Source organism: Robiginitalea myxolifaciens (assembly GCF_900115205.1).
GTDB lineage: Bacteria > Bacteroidota > Bacteroidia > Flavobacteriales > Flavobacteriaceae > Robiginitalea > Robiginitalea myxolifaciens.
In genome coordinates this window covers 691,666-706,413 of the sequence record NZ_FOYQ01000002.1, presented here as the reverse complement: position 1 = coordinate 706,413, position 14,748 = coordinate 691,666, and the positions used below count along the sequence as shown (strand labels likewise).

16 protein-coding genes are annotated in these 14,748 nt (G+C 48.3%); 7 read left to right on the top strand and 9 right to left on the bottom strand.

Annotated elements, in window-relative coordinates; all coding sequences use genetic code 11:
- Positions 1-14 precede the first annotated feature (14 nt).
- A complete protein-coding gene (locus tag BM318_RS11110) occupies positions 15-755 on the bottom strand; it encodes a peptidylprolyl isomerase (protein ID WP_092982672.1) in 741 nt (246 codons plus the stop codon).
- On the opposite strand from BM318_RS11110, the gene BM318_RS11105 reads away from it, so the two are divergent.
- Both BM318_RS11105 and BM318_RS11100 read left to right on the top strand, forming a co-directional pair.
- Positions 754-1,401 (top strand): NUDIX hydrolase, encoded by a 648-nt coding sequence (locus BM318_RS11105; RefSeq protein ID WP_092982671.1) that lies wholly within the window; start codon positions 754-756, stop codon positions 1,399-1,401. The two genes, BM318_RS11110 and BM318_RS11105, sit on opposite strands and share 2 nt — an antisense overlap.
- Positions 1,402-1,482: 81 nt before the next feature.
- Positions 1,483-2,295 (top strand): lysophospholipid acyltransferase family protein, encoded by an 813-nt coding sequence (locus BM318_RS11100; RefSeq protein WP_092982670.1) that lies wholly within the window; start codon positions 1,483-1,485, stop codon positions 2,293-2,295.
- Here BM318_RS11100 and BM318_RS11095 read toward each other — a convergent pair.
- The 4 genes from BM318_RS11095 to xerD form a co-directional block, all read right to left on the bottom strand.
- Complete coding sequence (locus BM318_RS11095) at positions 2,292-2,942, bottom strand: hypothetical protein (RefSeq protein ID WP_092982669.1); 651 nt, start codon at positions 2,940-2,942, stop codon at positions 2,292-2,294. The genes BM318_RS11100 and BM318_RS11095 overlap by 4 nt on opposite strands.
- A gap of 4 nt (positions 2,943-2,946) precedes the next feature.
- Positions 2,947-3,441, bottom strand: coding sequence for an RNA polymerase sigma factor (locus BM318_RS11090; protein WP_092982668.1), 495 nt, complete (start codon positions 3,439-3,441; stop codon positions 2,947-2,949).
- A gap of 125 nt (positions 3,442-3,566) precedes the next feature.
- On the bottom strand, positions 3,567-4,979 hold the full coding sequence (locus BM318_RS11085) for an amidohydrolase (protein ID WP_092982667.1): 1,413 nt from the start codon (positions 4,977-4,979) through the stop codon (positions 3,567-3,569).
- 58 nt (positions 4,980-5,037) lie between these two features.
- A complete protein-coding gene (gene xerD, locus BM318_RS11080; protein ID WP_092982666.1) occupies positions 5,038-5,970 on the bottom strand; it encodes a site-specific tyrosine recombinase XerD in 933 nt (310 codons plus the stop codon).
- A 171-nt stretch (positions 5,971-6,141) separates the two neighbouring features.
- Between xerD and BM318_RS11075 the strand changes: the two genes are divergently transcribed.
- From BM318_RS11075 to aroQ, 3 genes are all read left to right on the top strand, one after another.
- Positions 6,142-6,669 (top strand): hypothetical protein, encoded by a 528-nt coding sequence (locus BM318_RS11075; RefSeq protein ID WP_092982665.1) that lies wholly within the window; start codon positions 6,142-6,144, stop codon positions 6,667-6,669.
- Between the two features lie 170 nt (positions 6,670-6,839).
- The gene (locus tag BM318_RS11070; protein WP_143099967.1) at positions 6,840-7,427 is read left to right on the top strand and encodes an outer membrane beta-barrel protein; all 588 of its coding nucleotides are present in this window, start codon (positions 6,840-6,842) and stop codon (positions 7,425-7,427) included.
- 29 nt (positions 7,428-7,456) lie between these two features.
- A complete protein-coding gene (aroQ, locus tag BM318_RS11065) occupies positions 7,457-7,879 on the top strand; it encodes a type II 3-dehydroquinate dehydratase (protein WP_092982663.1) in 423 nt (140 codons plus the stop codon).
- On the opposite strand, the gene BM318_RS11060 is transcribed toward aroQ, so the two are convergent.
- The 4 genes from BM318_RS11060 to BM318_RS11045 all read right to left on the bottom strand — a co-directional run bounded on the left by BM318_RS11060 (position 7,876) and on the right by BM318_RS11045 (position 10,898).
- Positions 7,876-8,184, bottom strand: coding sequence for a DUF3817 domain-containing protein (locus tag BM318_RS11060; protein ID WP_092982662.1), 309 nt, complete (start codon positions 8,182-8,184; stop codon positions 7,876-7,878). The genes aroQ and BM318_RS11060 overlap by 4 nt on opposite strands.
- 4 nt (positions 8,185-8,188) lie before the next feature.
- Positions 8,189-9,580, bottom strand: coding sequence for a dihydrolipoyl dehydrogenase (gene lpdA / locus BM318_RS11055; protein ID WP_092982661.1), 1,392 nt, complete (start codon positions 9,578-9,580; stop codon positions 8,189-8,191).
- A gap of 60 nt (positions 9,581-9,640) precedes the next feature.
- Positions 9,641-10,141, bottom strand: a complete 501-nt coding sequence (msrB, locus tag BM318_RS11050; RefSeq protein ID WP_092983508.1) for a peptide-methionine (R)-S-oxide reductase MsrB — start codon at positions 10,139-10,141, stop codon at positions 9,641-9,643.
- A 178-nt stretch (positions 10,142-10,319) separates the two neighbouring features.
- The gene (locus BM318_RS11045) at positions 10,320-10,898 is read right to left on the bottom strand and encodes a hypothetical protein (RefSeq protein ID WP_092983507.1); all 579 of its coding nucleotides are present in this window, start codon (positions 10,896-10,898) and stop codon (positions 10,320-10,322) included.
- Positions 10,899-11,106: 208 nt separating this feature from the next.
- On the opposite strand from BM318_RS11045, the gene BM318_RS11040 reads away from it, so the two are divergent.
- Both BM318_RS11040 and BM318_RS11035 read left to right on the top strand, forming a co-directional pair.
- Entirely contained in the window at positions 11,107-13,047 is a 1,941-nt protein-coding gene (locus tag BM318_RS11040; RefSeq protein WP_092982660.1) for an alpha-1,4-glucan--maltose-1-phosphate maltosyltransferase, read from the top strand.
- A gap of 59 nt (positions 13,048-13,106) precedes the next feature.
- The gene (locus tag BM318_RS11035) at positions 13,107-14,741 is read left to right on the top strand and encodes a maltokinase N-terminal cap-like domain-containing protein (RefSeq protein ID WP_092982659.1); all 1,635 of its coding nucleotides are present in this window, start codon (positions 13,107-13,109) and stop codon (positions 14,739-14,741) included.
- Positions 14,742-14,748: the final 7 nt, after the last annotated feature.

Genomic DNA, 14,748 nt, shown 5'->3' with positions numbered 1-14,748 from the left:
CGTATTTCAAATCCCTATTCCAGCACCTCGGCCTTGAGGATATATACATTTTGCATGGGCCATTCCCCGGAATCGGTTTCCACCTGGTTAATGGCATCTACCACATCCATTCCTGATACAACCTGTCCGAAGGCGGTGTATTCTCCGTCCAGGTGATAAGACCCCGGATTTGTAACGACTATGAAAAATTCATAGGGGGAAGCGAGCATGTGCGGGTTGTCGATTTCACTCGAAGGCATGGACACGGTACCGCGGTGGTGTCGGTGGCCTTTGCGGGTGTCGGGTGGAAGCAGGTAACGCCCGATCTCGGTACGCTTTCGAGCTGTTTCTTTGTTATCGGCATTTCCGCCCTGAATGATAAAGTTCCGAACCACGCGGTGAAACATGGTGCTATCAAAATAGCCCTGGCGCGTGAGGTATATAAAATTCGATTTGTGATAAGGCACATTATCGAACAGTTCAATGGTAAAATCCCCCATGGTGGTTTTGATGCGCACCTTATTGACTTTTAATTCCTTTTGGTAATCGAAGAAGAAATCGATGGCATTATCTTCGTTTAAGACAAAGGCTTCCTCCTCGGCCGTAGAATCACTTTCCACCGCGGTAACTTCCAGCCCATCCTCAATGGCAGTTGCGGAATCCCGGGCTAACGACTCAACGGCTTCATTGCTTTCTTTTTCTTTATTTTGTTCACCGCAACCCAGGCTGGCAAAAAAGATAAATGACAGAAATAAAGCAGAACGGATTTTAATCATGCAATACGGGGATTTAGAAGATTTGCTGTCAAAAATAAAAAATCTGCCACTTCCCGGCCGGGAAGCGCATCAGGGGATGATGCCGGAAATGCGACAGCGCGAACTCCAGCGGTTTACCAAAATCCCTGAGGATGCAAGGCAGGCCGGGGTTATGGCACTTTGCTATCCGGGGACAGCAAAGCAAGCTACCCTGGTATTGATCCAAAGACCCTCTTATCCGGGGGTGCATTCGGGGCAGATAGCCTTACCCGGAGGGCGTTTCGAAGACGACGACAGGGATTTGTTGGAAACCGCCCTGCGGGAAACGGAAGAAGAAGTCGGGGTCCCCCTTGAGTTAATGCAGCCGGTGCGATCGCTGTCGTCCCTTTATATTCCACCCAGTAATTTTGTAGTCAATCCCTATATGGGTATTGCTAACTCACGCCCGCAATTCATCTTGCAGGAGGAAGAAGTTGCCGGGATAATCGAAATAACCCTGGCGCAACTCCTCAATGAATCCTCCACCTCCACGGAACGTCTTACCACCTCCTATGCCCGGGAAATTGAGGTGCCCGCTTTTCGGTTCGATGGACATATGGTTTGGGGAGCTACCGCAATGATTCTCAACGAATTCAAATCCCTCCTGAGAACAGCCACCTCGGGTTAGGGGCTCGGAAAATCCCGCAGGGCAGTGTAAATCGGGCCCCGGCTTGTATCAAACTCAGTGAAATTTGTACTTTAGTCCCCTATGGCTCTTTTCAAGAAGAATCCTTTCGGACATATCCTGTTTTTAAAGAAATGGTTGATCCGCATTATGGGATTATTGACCCATCAGCGTTACAAAGGTTTTAACAGGCTGGAGATTGAGGGTTCGGAAATAATCCGATCCCTGCCAGATAAAAATGTCCTCTTTGTCAGCAATCACCAGACGTATTTCGCGGATGTAGTGGCCATGTTCCACGTGTTTAATGCCAGCCTCTCCGGGCGGGAAGATTCTATTAAGAATGTGGGGTATTTGTGGAATCCCAAGCTCAATATCTACTATGTGGCTGCCAGTGAGACCATGGGGAAAAGCCTGCTCACAAAAATCCTGGCCTATGCCGGTTCCATCAGCATTCAGCGTACCTGGCGCGCCGACGGACAGGATGTGCAACGCCAGGTTAAGATGAGCGATATCACCAATATCGGTACTGCCCTGGATGATGGATGGGTAATAACTTTCCCCCAGGGAACAACAACTCCATGGAAACCATTGCGAAAGGGGACTGCGCATATCATCAAAAAATTCAAGCCGGTGGTAGTTCCCGTTGTCATCGACGGATTCCGCCGATCCTTCGACAAGAAAGGCTTATTTATCAAGAAAAAGGGGATACTGCAGTCTATGGTGGTTAAGAAACCCCTGGAGATTGACTATGATAACGAAAGCGTGGAAGCGATAATCGAGAAACTCGAATACGCTATCGAGCAGCACCCATCATTCCTGAAAGTGATTCCAGAGACCGAATTAATGGCTTACGAACAATCGAATAAGCAACGGCAGTGGCGGCCGAATAAGACTTAGCCTTCCATCCGCTTCAGGTCCTTGTAGTTGAAGAGTAACCTTCGTGTAAGCAGTCCATAAAGCAGGAAATATATTCCTCCCATAACTACGGTAAATACAATAGCTGCTACCGACATTATTCCGATCACCATCCATTTGAATCGGGCCGGATCCATATCCGGTTCTTTGCCCAGTTGCAGGCTTTCTACCAGGTTATCGCTGAAGTAAAGCCCCAGAATAAAAATCATAAAGAAGATGAGGATCATCCCCAGGCAGAACAGCACATAGTGTTTTACCGTTTTCCGGGTGCGCATGATTTTGTCCATTAAGTTACTCGCATTGTCGAGCACGGAGATCTCCTTGTAACGCCTGTAGAATTGTACGATAAAATATATGGCGACACCGTATTGGATTACGCTAAGCCCAATAAGAATGGGCTGAATGCCCAATGCTCCGGAAATATCCGTATTCATGCCATCCCGGAACGAAGGCAGGAGGTAGAGCAGGTGAGGAACAATAAACTCAATGATGCTGATGTAAAAAATCCAGCGCACCACTGAGGAGGATTTTTTCCAAATCATCCGGTGAATCTGGTCATAGGAAAGCTTTGGCATTTCCGAATCGCGCTTCTGCCAATCTTTTTTAAGTAAATCCAATTCGTCTATCATGGTCTCATGGATTGAGAATCGCCTTGAGTTTGGTCTTTATGCGGTTCATTTTGACCCGCGCATTGACTTCGCTTATCCCTAAGGTCTCTGCGATTTCTTTATAATTTTTATCCTCCAGGTACAGGAATACCAGGGCTTTATCAATATCGCCCAGCTGTTTTACGGCCGCGTACATGAGGTTGATTTGTTGTTGCTCGGTGGGATCGTATTCTTCACTTTGAATACGATAAACCACGGAATCAAAGTCTTGTGTTTTCGGTTGCTTTTTTGACTTTCTGTACAGCGTAATAGCGGTATTCAGCGCTACTCTGTACATCCAGGTACTGAATTTGGAATCGCCACGGAATTTGGGATATGCTTTCCAGAGTTGGATGGTGATTTCCTGAAAGAGATCGTTATGCGCATCCCTGTTATTGGTGTACAAGCTGCAAACCTTGTGCACAATATTCTGGTTTTGTTCCAGCTCCGTAACAAACTGATGTTCGAGTTCCTGGGTCACGTGGTTGGCGTGAGTTGTTAGTGGTTAGGGCTTAGTTTCTGGCTAATAAGTAGCGTTAACCCTCGGAACGTTACACTCCGGGGAGGATTAAAACTGGATAAACGGATCGATTTCCGGTAGCGCTCCTAATTCCGGTAGTTCAGAGCGGGTTCCCGATCTCCCAGGAGCGGGATGTATTTAAAATCGGCACCCCTTCGTTGTTCGAACTCTTCCCGGGCTTTGGCGATTGTTTTGGGGTTTTGCATAAGGTCAATGGCGGTTGCCGCGAGGGTATTGGCAGCGACCATCATTCCCTTGGTCCCGATTCCTGTACCGCCGGCCGCAACAGCCTGCCAACTGTGGGCAGGGGTTCCCGGCACCCAGGTGGCGATCCGCAGCCCTCCTGTTGGTACGGCAAAGCTCACATCGCCTACATCCGTGGAGCCATAAGCTCTTCCTTCTGTAGTAAAGGGTTGTACCCCTGAAGCTAACTCCATGTTCACCCCGTCCAGTCCGAGGCTGGTCGCGATCTCCTGAGCAAAAGCCATTTCAGAATCGGAATAGGTTACTCCGGCATGCGTAAGGAGTTTATCCTGCATTACTTCCTGCAGCGTTAAATTCGGCAGCAGTTCGTGCGTACCGCCTATCATTTCATAGTCCATGGTCGTGCCTGTTCCGAGGGCTGCTCCTTCAGCGGCCTTGACAATCCGGTCAAAAATATCGATTACCACATCGCGAGAGCTATGGCGCGAATAGTAGTAAACTTCGGCATAGTCCGGTACAACATTGGGGGCTTTCCCACCGTCCGTGATTACATAGTGGATACGGGCGCGTTCCGGGATATGCTCACGCATCATATTGACCATGGCGTTCATCGCTTCGACACCATCGAGGGCAGAACGTCCGCGCTCAGGCGCACCTGCGGCATGGGCGCTTACGCCGTAAAATCTGAATTTTGCAGATTTATTGGCCAATGCTGCTCCGGCCCCGGCGCTGTTGCGATCCCCGGGATGCCAGTGGAGTGCAATATCCAGGTCGTTAAAAAGTCCGGCCCGGGTCATATAGACTTTTCCGGATCCCCCTTCTTCTGCCGGGCAGCCGTAGAAGCGAATGGTTCCTTCTTTCCCGCTGGTTTTGAGCCAATCCTTCACAGCGATAGCTGCTGCTGTGGATGCGGTGCCAAATAAATGGTGGCCACAGGCATGTCCGGCCTTGCCGCCGGCGCTCGCTTTGGCGGCGGTCGCTTGCTGCGACAAACCGGGCAGGGCATCGTATTCGCCCAGGATTCCGATGATCGGACCGCCGCTACCGTATTCGGCGACAAAAGCAGTAGGGATGCCCGCTACCCCCCGGGTTATGGTAAATCCTTCTGCTTCCAGTGTTTCCTGCAAGAGTGCGGAACTCTGCTTTTCCTGATAGCCCATTTCGGCCCAGTCCCAAATTTGCAAAGCTATTTGTTCGTAGTCCGCAGCCTTTTCGTTGAGTCGATTCAAGGCGTCCTTTTGAGCAAAAGAGGCTGTAGCAATGAGTAATGCGGTGGTCAGAATTACGTTTTTCATGATGTTATATCGGGTTGGTAATACTTAAATAATGACTTCCCCGAATATACAAAGCGTTTTACGAATCAAACCCTTTTCTAGGGTGAAAGCGCTGAAGTATATCGGAAAGATGGCTGCGATCTACGTGCATGTATATTTCAGTGGTAGTGATGCTCTCATGTCCCAGCATTTGCTGGATTGCACGTATATCAGCTCCATTCTCAAGCAAGTGGGTTGCAAAGGAGTGGCGGAATGTATGGGGGCTGACTTTCTTTCGGATTCCGGCTTTTTCCCGAAGCCTTTTAACTACTTCGAAAACCATGGCCCGACTCAGACTTTTGCCCCTGCGATTCAGGAAAAGATGATCACTAAAAGCTTTAACTGGTTTGAAATGCGGGCGAACTTCCCTTCGATAGAGCTCAATGCACTGTTGATTGTGGCTTCCAACCGGCACAAAACGCTGCTTGTTTCCCTTCCCGGTGACTTTCAGGAACCCTTCATCAAAATACAGGTCGCTCAAACGCAATTCCAACAATTCAGATACCCTGAGACCACACCCATATAAGGTTTCGAGCATAGCCCTGTTGCGTTCCCCTTCTGGCGTAGAACGGTCAATAGCCCGAAGGAGCTGGTCGATTTCAGCCACTGAAAGGGTGTCGGGTAGTTTACGCCCAATCTTGGGCGAGGCAATCAATTCCATGGGATTGTCCTGTCGGTATCCCTCAAAAAGCAGGTAATCAAAAAAACCTCTAAGCGCTGAGAGGATCCTGGCCTGCGAGCGGGGATGCAAGGTTTCTGCGAGACTATGGTTAAATGCTTCAATCTGAATCCGATCTATTTGCAAGGGGCCGGCAAGATACGATTTCCGCGCCTCGGATTCATCCTTTTCAATGCGGAGGAACTGCGCCAGTTTGTGAACATCCCGACGATAGTTCGAAAGGGTGTTTTCCGCCAAACCCCTCTCCAGTTTCAGGTAGTTCAAGTAGTCTTTAATTGCTGTTTCCCATTGCACGGATTAAAGATAATTCAATGAGCGGGAATGATTCATTGGGTTTTTGACAAGAGAAATGTGCATGAGCAATTTATACAGAGAAATTTGGCATCATTGGTCGAAAATTCTTGCTTAAAGCCTCATTTGCGTGGGAATATTCCTAATTTTAAGAACAACATTAAACGAAACAACATGAAAAAGGTAATTGTAGTATTGGCCTTCCTGGCAGGAGGCTTATTGGTAAACGCCCAGGATGATACCGGGGCAACATCAGAAGGCCGGTGGCTCATTGAAGCCAACACCGGTTTTGGGGGAGATGGCCTGGCCCATGGGGCCAATACCTCATTTGGGCTGTCCACTTCAGACGGATCAACTATTTGGGCTGTGGGGGGAGAAGCTGGTTATTTTGTGATCGATGACCTTGCCATTAAAGTTGGCCTGGGATATACTGACCTGGATGGATTCAGTCTCTTCACCTACAAACTAGGGGCTAAGTATTACATCAACAGTGCGATTCCGGTACAATTAGATTTAACTGGAGGTAGTATTCAGGATGCTGATGAAAACCCATTGTATCTCGGAATGCAAGGCGGCTACGCCATCTTTATTTCCAATAGTGTGAGCATTGAACCTGGTCTCCGATACAATTTCAGTCTGAACGATCAGTTTACTGAGGAGGGGATTTTTGAAATCCGTGTAGGGTTCGTAATCCATATCTGAAAGTAAAGGGTTTTAATCAATAAAAGCGAAGGATTTCCTTCGCTTTTTTATTTTGTTACCTACCTGATTTGCCCCTGTTTTCAGGGCCTGAGAGTTCCTTTTGGATTTTTGGCCCGGATTTTGTTTTCAATTGGCTATCTTGTTTAATCCTAAGTAACACACTATTGAAAATGAAAAAATCAATTTACCTATTCGCACTGGTTTTGATGACCTCGGCCTTTTCTTTTGCCCAGGGAACACCCAAAATCGGAATCAGCGGAGGACTCCTCAATTCCAATGTAGACTTTGACTTTACCCTCAGCAGTCTGACAGCGACCAATAACACGGGTTTCTATATCGGATTGGCTGCGGACATTCCAGCTACTGATAAATTTCACCTCCAACCCGAGCTGCTCTATGGCTCTGCAGGAGACCTCGGATTTGTGATGCTCCCGGTTATGGCAAAATTCTATGTTGCCGGTCCATTTCATCTACAGGCTGGTCCGCAATTCAGTTTTTCGACCACTCTGGACGATATCAAAAATAAAGTGGGAGCAGCCATTGAATTGATCGACGATGACTACAACGGCAGTATCGAAGATACTTTAAAGACCGTTGGAGTAGATTTCGGTTTTGGAGCCGGCTTTGATGCGACCGATCAGCTCACCGTTCAGGCGAGGTATTCTTTTGAAATGACGAACCGCTACGATGGGCCGGGTTCAGGCTTACTTACCCTGCGCGCCCAGCAATTTACAGTCGGACTGGTTTATTTCTTTTAAGGAACTTACTATTTAGTACATTTGGGCTCATGAAGATAATCATCATCAATGGGCCCAATTTGAATTTGCTCGGTAAGCGTGAGCCGGAAGTCTATGGCGACAAGACTTTTGAGGACTACTTCCGGGATCTTCAGATGCAGTTTCGCGATGTTGAACTCGAATACTTTCAGTCCAACATTGAAGGTGAACTGATCGATAAATTACAGGAAGTTGGTTTTAGCTATCAGGGGATTATCCTCAATGCCGCTTCCTATACCCATACTTCAGTAGGGCTGGGGGACGCGGTCAAGGCCATTGAAACTCCGGTAGTGGAGGTGCATATCTCCAATATAGCTTCAAGGGAGCCCTTTCGCCATGAATCCCATATTTCATCAGGGGCCCGGGGAGTGATCTTCGGATTTGGCCTTAAAGGGTACGCCCTGGCGATCCGAAGTTTCCTGGAGCAGGACTAGTTTGCCGCCCTTTTACGATCTTCCTGCGCTACTTTAGAGAGCCATTCGCGGTCCAGGTAAAAAGTGCCGAAGGGCAGGAGGGAGGCCAATAAGAGATAGGCCAACTTCTTTATTCCCCATTTGCGTTCCATCCAAAGGACTACAGCCAGCACAATGTAGGCGATGAATAATCCCCCGTGAACATATCCCACAACCTTATTCGGTCCGGGAATGGAAGACCAGTGTTTTAAGGGCATACTAATGGCGAAGAGCGCTAAATAGCTCACTCCTTCCAGCAGTGCAATAGCCCGAAAGATTTTCAGCATGGAATTACAGGTGGATTACTTCGTCGTAAGCGTCTGCTACCGCTTCCATTACGGCCTCACTCATGGTTGGGTGCGGGTGAACAGCCTTGAGAATTTCATGTCCGGTAGTCTCGAGTTTACGGCCTACCACCGCCTCGGCGATCATGTCGGTAACCCCGGCTCCGATCATATGGCATCCCAGCCATTCCCCGTACTTGGCATCAAAAACCACCTTAACGAAACCATCTGCGTTTCCGGAAGCTTTGGCTTTTCCACTTGCAGAGAATGGGAATTTACCAACCTTGATATCATAACCCTGTTCTTTCGCTTGTTTCTCGGTAAGTCCAACTGAAGCAACCTCCGGCATACAATACGTACATCCTGGAATGTTCCCGTAATCGAGAGCTTCCACATGCATTCCGGCAATCTTCTCAACACAAAGAATACCTTCCGCAGAGGCTACGTGCGCCAGGGCCTGACCCGGAGTCACGTCACCGATAGCATAGTATCCCGGAATATTGGTTTGGTAGTAATCATTGACCAGAATCTTGTCCCGGTCAGTAGCAATACCCACTTCTTCCAGGCCAATATTTTCGATGTTGGTCTTTATTCCCACAGCAGAGAGGACGATGTCCGCCTCCAGGACCTGCTCACCTTTAGCCGTTTTTACGGTGGCCTTTACACCCTCGCCCGAGGTATCAACTCCAGTTACTTCTGCACTGGTCATGATTTTTACGCCCGCTTTTTTGAAGCTGCGCTCCAGTTGCTTACTGACATCTTCGTCTTCAACAGGTACGATATTGGGAAGGTATTCTACAACGGTAACTTCAGTACCCATGGAATTGTAGAAATAGGCGAATTCTATGCCTATGGCACCACTACCCACAACAATCATTTTCGCGGGCTGCTTTTTGAGGGTCATCGCCTCGCGGTAACCGATAATTTTTTCACCGTCCTGGGGCAGGCTTGGCAATTCGCGGCTCCTGGCCCCGGTTGCTATGATAATGTGCTTGGCCTCATGGGTAGTTTCTTTCCCTTCGGCATCCTTTACGCTTACCTTTTTTCCAGGCTTAAGGGTCCCATATCCCTCGATTACCTCGATCTTATTTTTTTTCATCAGGAACTGAACCCCTTTGCTCATCCCGTCCGCAACACTTCGGCTGCGCTTAACCACGGCGTCAAAATCCTTGTCAGCTCCTTCCACGGTTAGCCCGTAGTCCCCGGCATGCTTGAGATATTCGAATACCTGGGCCGATTTTAATAAGGCTTTGGTCGGAATACATCCCCAGTTCAGGCATACGCCTCCCAGGTTTTCTTTTTCGATGATTGCGGTTTTAAATCCGAGCTGTGAAGCTCGTATAGCAGTTACATATCCACCGGGTCCGCTACCCAATACAATGACGTCAAATGTGCTCATGAAGTTCGTAATTCGAGGTTGCGCGGCAAAGGTACGAAACGACTGGCAATTTGTGGATAGCTACTCGGAAGCAGGAATGAAATCCAGGGCTGCTCCGTTAATGCAATGACGTTTCCCGGTAGTTTGCCTTGGGCCATCGTCAAAAACGTGTCCCAGGTGCCCGCCACAGGTGGCGCAGTGCTCCTCCGTGCGCTTATATCCGATCTTGTAGTCCACATCATAAGCTACATTGCCTTCAATTTCACGATCGAAGCTCGGCCAACCGGTACCCGAATCAAATTTATGTTCGCTCTTGAAAAGTGGGGTCTGGCAGGCAGCACAGACAAAAGTTCCGGCTTCCTTTACCTCCAGCAACTCACTGCTGAACGGCGTTTCGGTACCCGCTCTTCTCAAGATATAATATTCCAGGTCCGTTAGCTCGGCCCGCCATTCGGCATCGGTCTTGGTAACGGGATAGCTGACGGCTGCCACTTCTTCTTCGGCAGGTTGTGCGGCTTTTTTCTGTTGGCCCTGGCAGCTCCAGAGGCCAAAAAGTAACAGGAGGGATAATAATTTTCTCATGGCATTTTTATTTTTTTCGCGGATCGCAATCATCGTGATTCCGATGTATAAGAACTGTATTTCAATAAGTTCGGATCCTCGAGTAAATCCTTTCAAAAATACGGAACAAAAAAAACATCCCCGGAAAGAATTTCCGGGGATGCCATTTGTATTTGGGGTGCCGTAAGCAGGTAAAGTTCTAATTCCTTATAACTTCAGGAACACGGCTTTCTTCTACTTGCAGATAGTCCAGTACAGCCTGCATGTTGCTTACATCAAGTCGGGCCTGGCTCAATCCGTCTGCCGGCAATACAGCAATACGGAAAGTCTGGTTATCTGTGTCTCCCGGGGCAAGGGTAGCCAAATCAAAATCGGCCTCCAGGAAAATACTCACATCCAAAAAGGTGTGGTCGTAATTGTATTGTAATATTCCCTGATCCAATAATCTGGTCTGGGTTAGGAGGCGCCATACATCGATTGGAGCTCCACCACCTGGATCATCGACGGTTTCCCACAAGATGTAGACCAGAACCACATCGGTTTCGAAAACTTCCAGTTCAGGGGCATCCTCTGAGAAAACGGAGAAAAAACTATAGTTGTTCCCTGCAGTGAAATCTCCCGTGATATCGTAAACGGTACCGAGGATGTTGACCCCATCTGCACCGTCGAGGCCGTCAAGGCCGTCAAAACCGGGAGGGCCGGGAGGACCTACGGGGCCTTCGCAGGACATTAGAAAAAAGACGAAGGCAAAGCTGAGTAAAGCGTTAAACTGTTTCATAATCTGTGATTTTTCAATGATGGTCGCCGGTATCTCCGACTTTTCTAGGCTAAGTTTCAAATAGCGTGCCAAAAGTTGGGAAATTCCAAATTTCAAATTTCAAATTCCAGTTTTCAAATGTGGTGATTGACTTGGATAACCGGCTAAAATGGGGTTCTTAAAGTTTCTAGAATTACCTAAATTTAGGGCGTACCAACAAATCCTTATAATGTTCCGACAAGAGCGCGTAGTAATTGATAACATAAGTCCCAGCCTGGAATGCGGTAAGTTTTTTATCAAACGGGTTACAGGAGAATCTGTAGTAGTCAGTGCCGATATTTTACCTGACGGCCACGATATCATGCAGGCCGAAGTGCTGTACAAGCATTCCGCCTCACGCAGTTGGGCCAGCCAGCGTATGCGACCCCTGGGGAACGACCGGTGGGAGGCTTCGTTTTCAGTCGAAAAACAAGGGTTTTATCAGTATAAAATATCGGGATGGGTCGATTATGCGTTGAATTGGCAACACGGAATTGAAGCGAAACTGGAAGACGGGCAGCATGTGAAAAGCGAATTGCTCGACGGGATACAATACATAGATTTCCTGTTAAAAGAAGCGGGAAAAGGCCAGCAGGATTACCTCAGCGGGGTTAAGGAGGCCTTTGCCGATGAAGGCCGCTATCTCGAGGCTACTCAGGAAGCCACCTCCGATCATTTGAGACGTTTATTCCTGGAATTCCCCCAACGCTTTTTGGCCAATGAAACCGATCCATTGGAAGTTTATGTAGATCGCAAACGCGCCAATTTTAGCACCTGGTACGAATTTTTCCCGCGATCTGCCGCGGAGGAAGCCGGGAAGCATGGTACGTTTCAGGACTGCCACCGACTGCTGCCCAGAATTGTAAAGATGGGCTTTGATACGGTTTACCTGCCTCCGGTACACCCAATAGGCGAAGTAAACCGAAAAGGAAAGAACAACACCACCAATGCCGAAGAAGGGGATTGCGGAGTGCCCTGGGCCATTGGCTCCCGGCATGGCGGGCATCGCGCACTGCATCCCGAGCTGGGATCAGAGCAGGATTTTAAGGACCTGATCAAGGCTGCCAATGATCAGGGACTGGAAATAGCCATGGATCTGGCTTTCCAGGCGGCCCCGGACCACCCTTACATAAATGAGCATCAGGAATGGTTCCGCAAACGCCCGGACGGGACCATGCAGTACGCCGAAAATCCACCCAAGAAATATCAGGATATTGTGAACTTTTACTTTGAAAGTTCGGCTTACAAAGACCTGTGGAAAGAATTATTGGGAGTTACCCTGCAATGGGTCGAATACGGGGTCAAAATTTTCCGTGTAGACAATCCGCATACCAAACCCTATTATTTCTGGCACTGGTTAATTGCAGAAGTCAAAAAGAAGCATCCGGACGTACTCTTCCTCGCTGAGGCTTTTTCCCGCCCCAGGGTAATGCAACAGTTGGCCAAACAGGGATTCTCACAATCTTATACCTATTTTACCTGGCGCGTCCACAAGCAGGAAATCATCGATTATATGATCGAGCTCACCCAGTCGGAAATGCGGGAGTATTACCGTCCTAATTTCTGGCCAAATACCCCGGATATCAATCCCTTCCACCTGCAGAATGCCGGGGCGGCCATGCATATGATTCGTTACGGCCTGGCTGCCACATTATCGGGAAATATAGGAATTTACGGTCCTGTGTTTGAGCAAATGGTTTCCGAGCCCTTCAAGAACAAAGAAGAGTATTTCCACTCGGAGAAGTATGAGATCCGCCACTGGGATTGGAATGTGGAGAACAAGCTCACACATATTATCGGGCGGATTAACCACCTGCGCAGGGAACACGCCGCCTTGCAGCAAACCAATAACATCTATTTCTGCGGTCTGGAAAACGATCAAATGCTCGCCTTTTACAAATGGGACGACGCGCGTGAAGATGAATTGCTGATTGTAATTAGCCTGGATCCCGAAAACGTGCAGCAGGGTCACGTTCGTTTGCCCTGGGAGGCGATGGAACTACATGGCCCTACTTCCCTGGGGATCTTCGATCACATGACCCAAACCAATTACACTTGGCAGGAGGAATGGAATTTCGTGGAATTGAACCCATCACTGCCGATCCATATTTTTCAGCTTAAAAGGCAATGATGTTCGCTGTAAAGGCGTACCTTAAGCAGTCCACCTCAAAATTAGCGTAAAGAATACCCATGGCTAAAAAAACGGAAACTCCTGTAGAATCGGCACCCTATAAATGCGATGTCCCCTGGGAACAACTTATGGACGATGCGGCCTTTGTAAAAGTTTTCCTTTCGGATGTTTTGCAGGACTATGTCAATAAACAGCGCTGGTATGGGGGTAAGGCCAGCACCATGAAGTATATCGAGCTGCAGGAATATTTCAGGATCCAGCAGCGCGAGGAAGTCTATTATGGTCTCTTGCTGGAGGTGAACTTCGAAGAAGCCTTTTATCAGCATTATTTCCTGCCTATCGCCTTTGTCTCGGACGAAAGCCTGGCGGAAAAGGACCGCATCTTACCCATTACCATGGGGGATCAGCAGGGATGGATCATCGATGCGGTAAACCTGGAATCCTTCCGGCGACTGGTTTATGAACGCATCGCTTCTGCCGAACCCAATGATACAACCCGGGTGCGCTACCACAAGAGTACGCTTTTTGAGCCCGGGGGGTATGAGGACTCCAAGTTTATGGGGCTCGAACAGAGCAACACTTCCATTATAATCAATGGCAAGTCGGTGATCAAATTCTTCAGGCGCATCTATGCCGATAAGAATCCCGATTATGAGATGAGCCGGTTTTTATCAGAGCGCAAGGGATATAAGAATACCCCGGCATACCAGGGTAGCCTGAGCATCAAAGACACCGACAATGTCGATGTGACCATTGCCCTGATGCAGGAATTGGTGCCCAATGAAGGGGATGCCTGGGAGTATACCTTAAAGGAGCTTCATAAGATTTTCGCCAATCTTGAATACAAGCGAATCAACATCGACAGGCTGCCGGAAACAAGGCTCTTTACTCGCCTGAGCATTCGCGACGTGCCTCCTGAAATCATCGATTGGGCGGGGCTGAGCATTTTTCTGAAATTACAGAAACTGGCGCAGCGTACGGCCGAGATGCACATTGCGCTGGGCTCAGAGTTCGAAGACACCGCCTTTGTTCCCAATCATTTTAACGGGGACTATGAGGTATGGCTCAAGAATCGCATGTTATACATGTTCCAGAACCGGCTGAATATCGTTGAGAACAATATGGGCCGCCTCAAAGGGCTGTCCCTGGAATTAGCCCGGGAATTCTTGGAACGCAAGAATGAGATTCGCAAGCGGTTCGTGAATTTTGACTGGACCAAACTCAAAGGGGAACGCCTTCGTGTACACGGGGATTATCATTTGGGCCAGATCCTGGTCAATGGCGACGATTTTTACATCCTGGATTTTGAAGGTGAACCGGAAAGTACAATCCGCGACCGCAAGGTAAAACAGCCGCCACTGAAGGATATTGCCGGAATTTTCCGTTCCTTCCACTACGCGGTGTACGCCACCATATTCAATCACCAGAAGGATTATAATAAACCCCTGGAAAAGCTGTTTAAAGCAGGAGAAATACTCTACCGTTACTTTATCGGGGTTTTTCTGGAAACCTATATCGAACTAATTCAAAAGCACAATATCAACATCGGATATAGTGTCGAACGTATATTCCTCCTCAAATACTGCATGCTGGAAAAAGCGGTATACGAACTTGGGTACGAAATGAATTCAAGACCGGATTGGGCGGTGATCCCGCTGGAAGGAATTCGCAGTATTATCGAGGAAGATCATTAACCAACAT

Excerpts from the sequence above, each read along its gene's own strand:
- lpdA (WP_092982661.1), bottom strand. The coding sequence starts at position 9,580 with ATGAGCACATTTGACGTCATTGTATTGGGTAGCGGACCCGGTGGATAT.
- aroQ (WP_092982663.1), top strand. The coding sequence starts at position 7,457 with ATGAAGATAATCATCATCAATGGGCCCAATTTGAATTTGCTCGGTAAG.
- BM318_RS11085 (WP_092982667.1), bottom strand. The coding sequence starts at position 4,979 with ATGAAAAACGTAATTCTGACCACCGCATTACTCATTGCTACAGCCTCT.
- msrB (WP_092983508.1), bottom strand. The coding sequence starts at position 10,141 with ATGAGAAAATTATTATCCCTCCTGTTACTTTTTGGCCTCTGGAGCTGC.
- BM318_RS11110 (WP_092982672.1), bottom strand. The coding sequence starts at position 755 with ATGATTAAAATCCGTTCTGCTTTATTTCTGTCATTTATCTTTTTTGCC.
- BM318_RS11075 (WP_092982665.1), top strand. The coding sequence starts at position 6,142 with ATGAAAAAGGTAATTGTAGTATTGGCCTTCCTGGCAGGAGGCTTATTG.
- BM318_RS11105 (WP_092982671.1), top strand. The coding sequence starts at position 754 with ATGCAATACGGGGATTTAGAAGATTTGCTGTCAAAAATAAAAAATCTG.
- BM318_RS11045 (WP_092983507.1), bottom strand. The coding sequence starts at position 10,898 with ATGAAACAGTTTAACGCTTTACTCAGCTTTGCCTTCGTCTTTTTTCTA.
- BM318_RS11040 (WP_092982660.1), top strand. The coding sequence starts at position 11,107 with ATGTTCCGACAAGAGCGCGTAGTAATTGATAACATAAGTCCCAGCCTG.
- BM318_RS11035 (WP_092982659.1), top strand. The coding sequence starts at position 13,107 with ATGGCTAAAAAAACGGAAACTCCTGTAGAATCGGCACCCTATAAATGC.
- BM318_RS11100 (WP_092982670.1), top strand. The coding sequence starts at position 1,483 with ATGGCTCTTTTCAAGAAGAATCCTTTCGGACATATCCTGTTTTTAAAG.
- BM318_RS11095 (WP_092982669.1), bottom strand. The coding sequence starts at position 2,942 with ATGATAGACGAATTGGATTTACTTAAAAAAGATTGGCAGAAGCGCGAT.
- BM318_RS11060 (WP_092982662.1), bottom strand. The coding sequence starts at position 8,184 with ATGCTGAAAATCTTTCGGGCTATTGCACTGCTGGAAGGAGTGAGCTAT.
- BM318_RS11070 (WP_143099967.1), top strand. The coding sequence starts at position 6,840 with ATGAAAAAATCAATTTACCTATTCGCACTGGTTTTGATGACCTCGGCC.